Source organism: Achromobacter sp. (assembly GCF_036567245.1).
In the GTDB taxonomy this organism is placed as follows: Bacteria; Pseudomonadota; Gammaproteobacteria; order Burkholderiales; family Burkholderiaceae_B; genus Achromobacter.
Window position 1 is genome coordinate 1 of the sequence record NZ_DATCUY010000199.1, and the last position, 7609, is coordinate 7609.

Sequence of the window (7609 nt, forward strand, 5' to 3'; positions counted from 1 at the left end):
CTGCGCCACAAGCCGGTGCTGGATGAACAGGCCGCCCGCCTGCGCGCGGACCGCGAGCCGCTGGCCGCCGCCCTGGCCCAGTTGCCCGGGGTGCGGGTATTCCCTTCCGCCGGAAACTTCGTTCTTGCCCGCTTTTCCGGCAAGCTGGACGGCAACGCCGTGCATCTTGCCCTGAAAACGCGCAAAATATTGATTCGCAACTTCTCCAACGCCCATCCGCTACTGGCCGACTGCCTGCGCATCTCGGTCGGCGCCCCGGCTGAAAACGCCGCCTTGCTATCCGCCCTGCAAGAGATTTTGAGTGCTTAACATGCGTACCGCTGAGATCACCCGCAACACCAACGAAACCCGCATCCGTGTGGCCGTCAATATCGACGGCACCGGCAAGCAGACGATCGACACCGGCGTGCCGTTCCTGGACCACATGCTGGACCAGATCGCGCGCCACGGCCTGATCGACCTCGACATCAAGGCGGAAGGCGACCTGCACATCGACGCGCACCATACCGTCGAAGACGTAGGCATCACGCTGGGCATGGCCATCGCCAAGGCCGTCGGCACCAAGGCCGGCTTGCGCCGCTACGGCCACGCCTACGTGCCGCTGGATGAAGCGCTGTCGCGCGTGGTGGTGGACTTCTCGGGCCGCCCGGGGCTGGAATATCACATCCCCTTCACCCGCGCCCGCATCGGCGACTTCGACGTGGACCTGACCCGCGAATTCTTCCAGGGCCTGGTCAACCACGCCCTGATCACACTGCACATCGACAACCTGCGCGGCGTCAATGCCCACCACCAGGCGGAAACGGTCTTCAAGGCCTGTGGCCGCGCCCTGCGCATGGCCATGGAAGTCGACCCCCGCATGGGCGACGTCGTGCCCTCCACCAAGGGCGTGCTGTAACGTCCGCCATCCACCTCGCAGCAGGCAGAAAGAAGTGACCACTATCGCCATCGTCGACTACGGAATGGGCAATTTCCACTCCGTCGCCCGCGCCCTGAAATACGCCGCCCCCGATGCCGACATCCGCGTCTGCAGCCAGCCCCAGGAAATCGCCGCGGCCGACCGCGTCGTGTTTCCCGGCCAGGGCGCCATGGCCGACTGCATGCGCACCCTGAACGAATCCGGCCTGCGCGAGGCTGTCGTGCGCGCCGCGCGCGAGAAGCCCCTTCTGGGCGTGTGCGTGGGCGAACAGATGCTGTTCGATTCCAGCGAGGAAGGGGGCACCGCCTGCCTGGGGCTGTTCCCCGGCGTGGTGCGCCGCTTCGCGGGTCCCGGCTTTGCGGCCCCCGTCAGCGATGACGATGCCTGCCTGGCCGACACCGGCGCCGCCGGACTGGCCGACACCCGCCCCGAACGCCTCAAGGTTCCGCACATGGGATGGAACAAAGTGCGCCAGACGCGCTCTCATCCTATCTGGGCCGGCATTCCGGACGACACGCACTTCTATTTCGTCCATAGCTACTACGCCGATCCGGAAGATCCGGACCTGACTGTTGGTGAAACCGAGTATGGCCTCGCCTTTACCTGCGCGGTGGCGGCGGCTAACATTTTCGCGGTGCAGTTTCACCCCGAAAAGAGCGCCGAGCACGGTTTGCGCCTGTATCGCAATTTTGTAGACTGGCAGCCGTAGGCTCCAAGCCCACGCCCGCCAGCCCTTTCAACCTCTATATTTTTCGCTGCCCACCATGCTGCTGATCCCCGCCATCGATCTCAAAGACGGGCGCTGCGTGCGCCTGCGCCAGGGTGACCTGGACGATGCAACGGTGTTCTCTGAAGACCCCGCCGCCATGGCCACACGTTGGCTGGACCAAGGCGCGCGCCGCCTGCATCTGGTCGATTTGAACGGCGCCGTCGCCGGCAAACCCAAGAACGAAGCCCCCATCAAGGCGATCCTGGACGCTGTCGGTGACGACATCCCCGTGCAGATCGGCGGCGGCATCCGCGACCTCGACACCATCGAACGCTATCTCGACGCCGGCATCTCCTACGTGATCATCGGCACCGCCGCGGTCAAGAACCCGGGATTCCTGCAGGACGCCTGCGGCGCCTTCCCAGGCCAGATCATCGTCGGCCTGGACGCCCGCGACGGCAAGATCGCCACCGACGGCTGGAGCAAGCTGACCCGCCACGACGTGCTCGACCTGGCCAAGAAGTTCGAGGACTACGGCTGCGAAGCCATCATCTACACCGACATCGGCCGCGACGGCATGCTGTCCGGCGTCAACGTCGAAGCCACGGTGCGCCTGGCCCAGCACGTGCGCATCCCGGTCTACGCATCGGGCGGCATCGCCGGCATCCAGGACATCGAAGCCCTCTGCGCCGTCGAGGAAGAAGGCGTCGAAGGCGCCATCCTGGGCCGCAGCATCTACGAAGGCACGCTCGACTTCCAAGCGGCGCAGGCACGCGCCGACGAACTGGCAAAATGACCACGTCCAGCAGCACCCCCGGGGCCGGCGCGCCCGCACAGAGCGCGCTGACCCGCCGCATCATCCCCTGCCTTGACGTCACCGCGGGCCGCGTCGTCAAAGGCGTGAACTTCGTCAACCTGCTCGACGCGGGCGACCCCGTCGAGATCGCCCGCCGCTATAACGAGCAGGGCGCCGACGAACTCACCTTCCTCGACATCACCGCCACCAGCGACGGCCGCGACCTGATCCTGCCCATCATCGAGCAGGTGGCCTCGCAGGTCTTCATTCCGCTGACCGTGGGCGGCGGCGTGCGCCAGGTCTCCGACATCCAGCGCCTGCTGAATGCCGGCGCCGACAAGATCAGCATCAACAGCGCCGCCGTGGCCAATCCGGAGCTGGTCCGCGCGGCCTCGGACTACCACGGCTCGCAATGCGTGGTGGTCGCGATCGACGCACGCCGCGTGTCGGCCGCAGGCGAACCCGCCCGCTGGGAAGTCTTCACCCACGGCGGCCGCAAGGCCACCGGGCTGGACGCCGTGGCCTGGGCGCGCCGCATGGCCGCCTACGGCGCAGGCGAAATCCTGCTGACCAGCATGGACCGCGACGGCACCAAGTCCGGTTTCGACCTGGAACTCACGCGCGCCGTCTCGGACGCCGTGCCGGTGCCCGTCATCGCCTCGGGCGGCGTGGGCAACCTGCAGCATCTGGCCGACGGCGTCACCACCGGCCGCGCCAGCGCGGTCCTGGCCGCCAGCATCTTCCACTTCGGCCAGCACACCGTGGGCGAGTGCAAGCGCTTCATGGCGAGCCTCGGCATCCCTGTAAGGGCGTGACGCGCCCCCGGAGCGCCTGCGGCACTCCGGGATGCCCCTCTCAGGCGTGCAACAAGGTATTGCCGTAAGATTATGAGTCCCCACGCGACTGTGGCGGTCCGCAAGCTGCCGCGCGAGGACAATGGATGAATGAGATGAGCAACGAACCCGCCTGGATGGCCGATGTCGTCTTCGACGAAAACGGCCTGATACCCGCCATCGCGCAAGACGCCGAAAACGGCCAGATCATGATGGTGGCCTGGATGAACCGCGAATCGCTCGCCGAAACGGCCGCCACCGGGCGCGCCGTCTACTGGTCGCGCTCCCGCCAGCGCCTGTGGCGCAAGGGCGAGGAATCCGGCCATGCCCAGGAAGTGCATGAACTGCGCCTGGACTGCGACGGCGACGTGATCCTGCTCAAGATCCACCAGCAGGGCGGCATCGCCTGCCACACCGGGCGCGCCAGCTGCTTCTACCGCCGTCTGGAAGGCCAGTCCGACCAGGCTTCCTGGATCACGGTGGACCCCGTGCTGAAAGACCCCGAACAGATCTACAAATGACCGCTCAAGCCGCAAGCGCCGCCGACATCCTGGCGCGCATCGCCGATACCCTGGAAACCCGCCGCCCCGAAAACGGCGGCGATCCCCAAGCCTCCTATTCCGCCAAGCTGCTGGCCAAGGGTCCGGACGCCTTTCTCAAGAAGATCGGCGAGGAAGCCACCGAACTGGTCATGGCGGCCAAGGACGGCGTACCCGACCGCATCGTCAGCGAAACCGCCGACCTGTGGTTCCATTGCCTGGTCGCCTTGACGCATTTCAAGCTGCGGCCCGAAGACGTACTGGCCGAACTGGCCCGCCGCGAAGGCCTGTCCGGCCTGGCGGAAAAGGCGAGCCGCCCGCAAGACTGAACACGGAACCCGGAAAAATGAGCGACAACTGTCTCTTCTGCAAGATCGCCGCTGGCGACATCCCGTCCAAGAAAGTCTACGAGGACGAGGACTTTGTTGCGTTCCACGACATCAATCCGGCCGCGCCGGTACATTTATTGCTGATCCCTCGACGTCATGTCACATCCATGCAGGATATTAAGGGGGAAGACGCAGAATGGTTGGGTAGAATGATGTCATTGGCGCCGCGGTTAGCCGCAGAAAACGGTTGCCGTCCGGGCCCCGATGGCGGGTTTCGCATCATGATCAATTCTGGCGTCGAAGGCGGCCAGGAAGTCCCGCATCTGCATTTCCACATCATCGGCGGCTCGCGACCCTGGAAAGGGCGCGTGGCCCCCAACGCGTAATTCGGAGAAACATCATGGGTAGTTTCAGCATCTGGCATTGGTTGGTCGTCCTGGTCATCGTGGCGCTGATTTTCGGCACCAAGAAACTGCGCAACATCGGCTCGGACCTGGGCGGCGCGGTCAAAGGCTTCAAGGAAGGCATGAAGGACGCCAACGGCGACAAGCCGGCCGAACCGATCGCGCAGCAGCGCGTCTCGGGCGACACCATCGACGTGCAGGCCAAGGAAAAATCCAACTCCTGAGCGCCTGCTCGGCTCCCGGGCCGTCCTGAACAGGCCGGCCCTTATTGCATCCACTCCCGAGCGGCCGTCGAATGTTTGATGTCAGCTTCACTGAACTGATGGTGATCGGCGTCATCGCCCTGATCGTCATCGGCCCCGAACGCCTGCCCAAGGTTGCCCGCACCGTCGGCCACCTGCTCGGGCGCGCGCAGCGTTACGTCAATGACGTGAAATCCGATATCCAGCGCGAAATCGAGCTCGACGAACTGCGCAAGTTCAAGAGCGAGATGGAAGATGCCGCCCAGGGCGTGCAACAGTCGCTGAACGAAACCCAGGCCTCGCTGCAGGAACCCGTCCAGCAGTTCCGCGCGGAACTCGACGAAGTCGCGCGCGAAGCCAGCATCAAGGGCGAGCCGGCCGCCGCCAGCGACACGCCTGCCGAGCCCGAACGCAGCATCGCGCCGCCCCCCGGGCAGAACCACAGCCTGGATCTGGACCTGCCGCCGGTGGCCATACCCGCCCCCGCCGCCACTCAACCACCCGCGCCCAGCGCGCCCAAGGCCGACGACGCTGCCCCCGCCGCCAAGCCCGTCGCGCCCTCCGGAACACCGACGTGACCCAGGACGCCACCCAAGAAGAGGGCCAGCAGGAGACTTTCATCTCCCACCTGGTCGAATTGCGCACCCGCTTGCTGCGCGCCGTTGGCGCCGTGGTCGTCGTGTTCATCGTGCTGTTCATCTACCCCGGCGCATCGGCCATCTATGACGTGCTGGCCCAGCCCATGCTGGCTTCGCTGCCGGAAGGCACGCGCATGATCGCCACCGGCGTCATCACGCCGTTCATGGTGCCGGTCAAGGTCACGATGATGGCCGCGTTCATCGTGGCGCTGCCCGTGGTGCTGTACCAGGCCTGGGCCTTCGTGGCGCCCGGCCTGTATCGCCACGAAAAGCGCCTGGCGCTGCCGCTCATCATTTCCAGCACCTTTCTGTTCATCGCGGGCATGGCATTCTGCTATTTCGTGGTGTTCCGCACGGTCTTCCACTTCATCGCCACCTTCGCGCCGCAGTCCATCACGCCGGCGCCGGACATCGAGGCCTACCTGAGCTTCGTCATGACGATGTTCATGGCCTTCGGCATCACCTTCGAAGTGCCCGTGGCCGTGGTGCTGCTGGTAAAGATGGGCGTGGTCGAATTGTCCAAGCTGAAAGCCGCCCGCGGCTATGTGGTGGTGGGCGCCTTCATCATCGCCGCCGTGGTCACGCCGCCCGACGTGGTCAGCCAGTTCATGCTGGCGGTGCCGCTCTGCCTGTTGTATGAGGTCGGACTGATCTGCGCCCGCATGGTCACGCCAAAACCGGGAGCGGAAAGCGAGGCCGGCGCGGACTCGCTGACCGAACGCCACTGATCTTCCCCTGGACGGTCCTGCCTACAAAGCAGGACCGTTTCACCTTGTGGGCGACACGCGGCAGCTCTACATTGCCCTCATGTCACTCGCCCAAAGACTGCACACCCTGATGCGATGGCGCGGCATCAAAAGCCAGAACCAGCTGGCGCGCATTTCCGGCGTGCCGCAATCCTGCATCCATCGCATCCTCATGCGCGAAGACTGCTATTCGCCGTCTCGCGCCACCTTGCTGCGGCTGGCGCGCGCGCTGGACACCAGCGTGCCCTGGCTGACCGACGGCATCGGACCGGGCGGAGATGCGCCGGCTAGCAGCGCCTGCCCACCAGAAGGCGCCCCGGACGGCTATTGCACGGAAATCTGGGCGCTGCTGCGCAATCAATCCGAAAGCACCAAGAAAGCCATCGTGTCGGCGGTGCGCCTGATGGCCAAAGACCCCGCCGCAACCTGATCCCCATCCGCGCCCCAATGGGGTCCCGGTCCGGTCCTAGCGCGGCTTGCCCGGGCGCGTACCCACCACCACCGCCAGCTCGGCCGGCTTGCCGCCGCGTAATACGCCCAGCTTGGCGCTCTGGCCCGGCGGCAGCTGCGCAATCTCCGACAGCAGGCTGGTGGTGTCCGTCATGCGCTTGCCGTTGACCGATTGCACGATATCGCCCACCTTCAAGCCGCCACGCGCGGCAGGCCCATCGCGCATCACGCCGGCGATGATCACGCCCCGGGTGTCGCGGTCCAGCCCGAACGCGCGCGCCAATTCCGGCGTCACGTCCTGCGGTTCCACGCCCAGCCAGCCGCGCTTGACCCCACCGGTCCTGACGATCTCGTCCATGACCTTGCGCGCGATCTCGATAGGGGTGGCAAAGCCGATGCCCATGGACCCGCCGGATTCGGAATAGATGGCGGTATTGATGCCGACCAGATTGCCCGCGGCGTCGATCAGCGCGCCCCCCGAATTGCCGGGGTTGATCGCGGCGTCGGTCTGGATGAAGTTCTCGTAGGTGTTCAGGCCCAGCCCGTTGCGGCCCAGCGCCGACACGATGCCCAGCGTCGTGGTCTGCCCCACGCCGAACGGATTGCCGATCGCCAGCACCACGTCGCCCACGCGCAGGCCCCGGTCGGGCGCCAGCGTGGCTGCGGGCAGGGCGCGCAAGGTGGCCAGTTTCAGCACGGCCAGATCGGTGTCCGGATCCGCGCCCACCACCTTGGCGACATCGCGGCGGCCATCCGCCAGCGCAACCTCGATCGCTTCCGCTGCCTGCACCACGTGGTAGTTGGTCAGCACATAGCCGTCCTGGTTCACGATCACGCCGGACCCCAGGCTGGTCGAGGCCTGGCGCCGCGTCGCGCCTGGCACCTGCCCGAAGAACTGGCGCAGCACCGGATCGTCGGGCAAAGGAATCAGCGGCACGTTCACGTGCTTGGTGGTGTAGACATTGACCACGGAGGGCGCCGCGCGGGCCACGCCGTCGGCGTAG

At 66.0% G+C, this 7609-nt stretch carries 13 protein-coding genes; 12 read left to right on the forward strand and 1 reads right to left on the reverse strand.

Annotation, left to right across the window (positions count from 1 at the left end; all coding sequences use genetic code 11):
• The 12 genes from VIR09_RS08330 to VIR09_RS08385 all read left to right on the forward strand — a co-directional run.
• Window positions 1–309 (forward strand): aminotransferase class I/II-fold pyridoxal phosphate-dependent enzyme (locus tag VIR09_RS08330; RefSeq protein WP_332012448.1); only part of this gene is annotated, 309 nt, incomplete at its 5' end.
• 1 nt (window position 310) lies between these two features.
• On the forward strand, window positions 311–898 hold the full coding sequence (gene hisB / locus VIR09_RS08335; protein WP_013390948.1) for an imidazoleglycerol-phosphate dehydratase HisB: 588 nt from the start codon (window positions 311–313) through the stop codon (window positions 896–898).
• Between the two features lie 34 nt (window positions 899–932).
• Window positions 933–1628 carry an imidazole glycerol phosphate synthase subunit HisH gene (gene hisH / locus VIR09_RS08340; RefSeq protein WP_332012449.1) on the forward strand — a complete coding sequence of 232 codons (696 nt, stop codon included), beginning with the start codon at window positions 933–935 and terminating at the stop codon, window positions 1626–1628.
• Between the two features lie 55 nt (window positions 1629–1683).
• Window positions 1684–2424, forward strand: a complete 741-nt coding sequence (hisA, locus tag VIR09_RS08345; RefSeq protein WP_006224535.1) for a 1-(5-phosphoribosyl)-5-[(5-phosphoribosylamino)methylideneamino]imidazole-4-carboxamide isomerase — start codon at window positions 1684–1686, stop codon at window positions 2422–2424.
• Window positions 2421–3239, forward strand: coding sequence for an imidazole glycerol phosphate synthase subunit HisF (hisF, locus tag VIR09_RS08350; protein ID WP_332012450.1), 819 nt, complete (start codon window positions 2421–2423; stop codon window positions 3237–3239). Before hisA ends, hisF begins: the two co-directional genes overlap by 4 nt.
• A 134-nt stretch (window positions 3240–3373) precedes the next feature.
• Entirely contained in the window at window positions 3374–3778 is a 405-nt protein-coding gene (hisI, locus tag VIR09_RS08355; protein WP_332012451.1) for a phosphoribosyl-AMP cyclohydrolase, read from the forward strand.
• Window positions 3775–4125: a phosphoribosyl-ATP diphosphatase gene (locus VIR09_RS08360; protein ID WP_088143706.1), complete on the forward strand. Its 351-nt coding sequence runs from the start codon at window positions 3775–3777 to the stop codon at window positions 4123–4125. The genes hisI and VIR09_RS08360 overlap by 4 nt, the downstream gene beginning before the upstream one ends.
• A 17-nt stretch (window positions 4126–4142) precedes the next feature.
• On the forward strand, window positions 4143–4511 hold the full coding sequence (locus tag VIR09_RS08365; protein ID WP_013390943.1) for a histidine triad nucleotide-binding protein: 369 nt from the start codon (window positions 4143–4145) through the stop codon (window positions 4509–4511).
• Between the two features lie 14 nt (window positions 4512–4525).
• Window positions 4526–4753 (forward strand): Sec-independent protein translocase subunit TatA, encoded by a 228-nt coding sequence (tatA, locus tag VIR09_RS08370; RefSeq protein WP_013390942.1) that lies wholly within the window; start codon window positions 4526–4528, stop codon window positions 4751–4753.
• Between the two features lie 71 nt (window positions 4754–4824).
• Entirely contained in the window at window positions 4825–5349 is a 525-nt protein-coding gene (gene tatB / locus VIR09_RS08375) for a Sec-independent protein translocase protein TatB (protein ID WP_332012452.1), read from the forward strand.
• Entirely contained in the window at window positions 5346–6137 is a 792-nt protein-coding gene (gene tatC, locus VIR09_RS08380; protein WP_332012453.1) for a twin-arginine translocase subunit TatC, read from the forward strand. The genes tatB and tatC overlap by 4 nt, the downstream gene beginning before the upstream one ends.
• Before the next feature lie 79 nt (window positions 6138–6216).
• The gene (locus VIR09_RS08385) at window positions 6217–6585 is read left to right on the forward strand and encodes a helix-turn-helix transcriptional regulator (protein WP_332012454.1); all 369 of its coding nucleotides are present in this window, start codon (window positions 6217–6219) and stop codon (window positions 6583–6585) included.
• Between the two features lie 36 nt (window positions 6586–6621).
• On the opposite strand, the gene VIR09_RS08390 is transcribed toward VIR09_RS08385, so the two are convergent.
• Window positions 6622–7609: trypsin-like peptidase domain-containing protein (locus VIR09_RS08390; RefSeq protein ID WP_332012455.1), on the reverse strand; the 988-nt coding region annotated here is incomplete at its 5' end.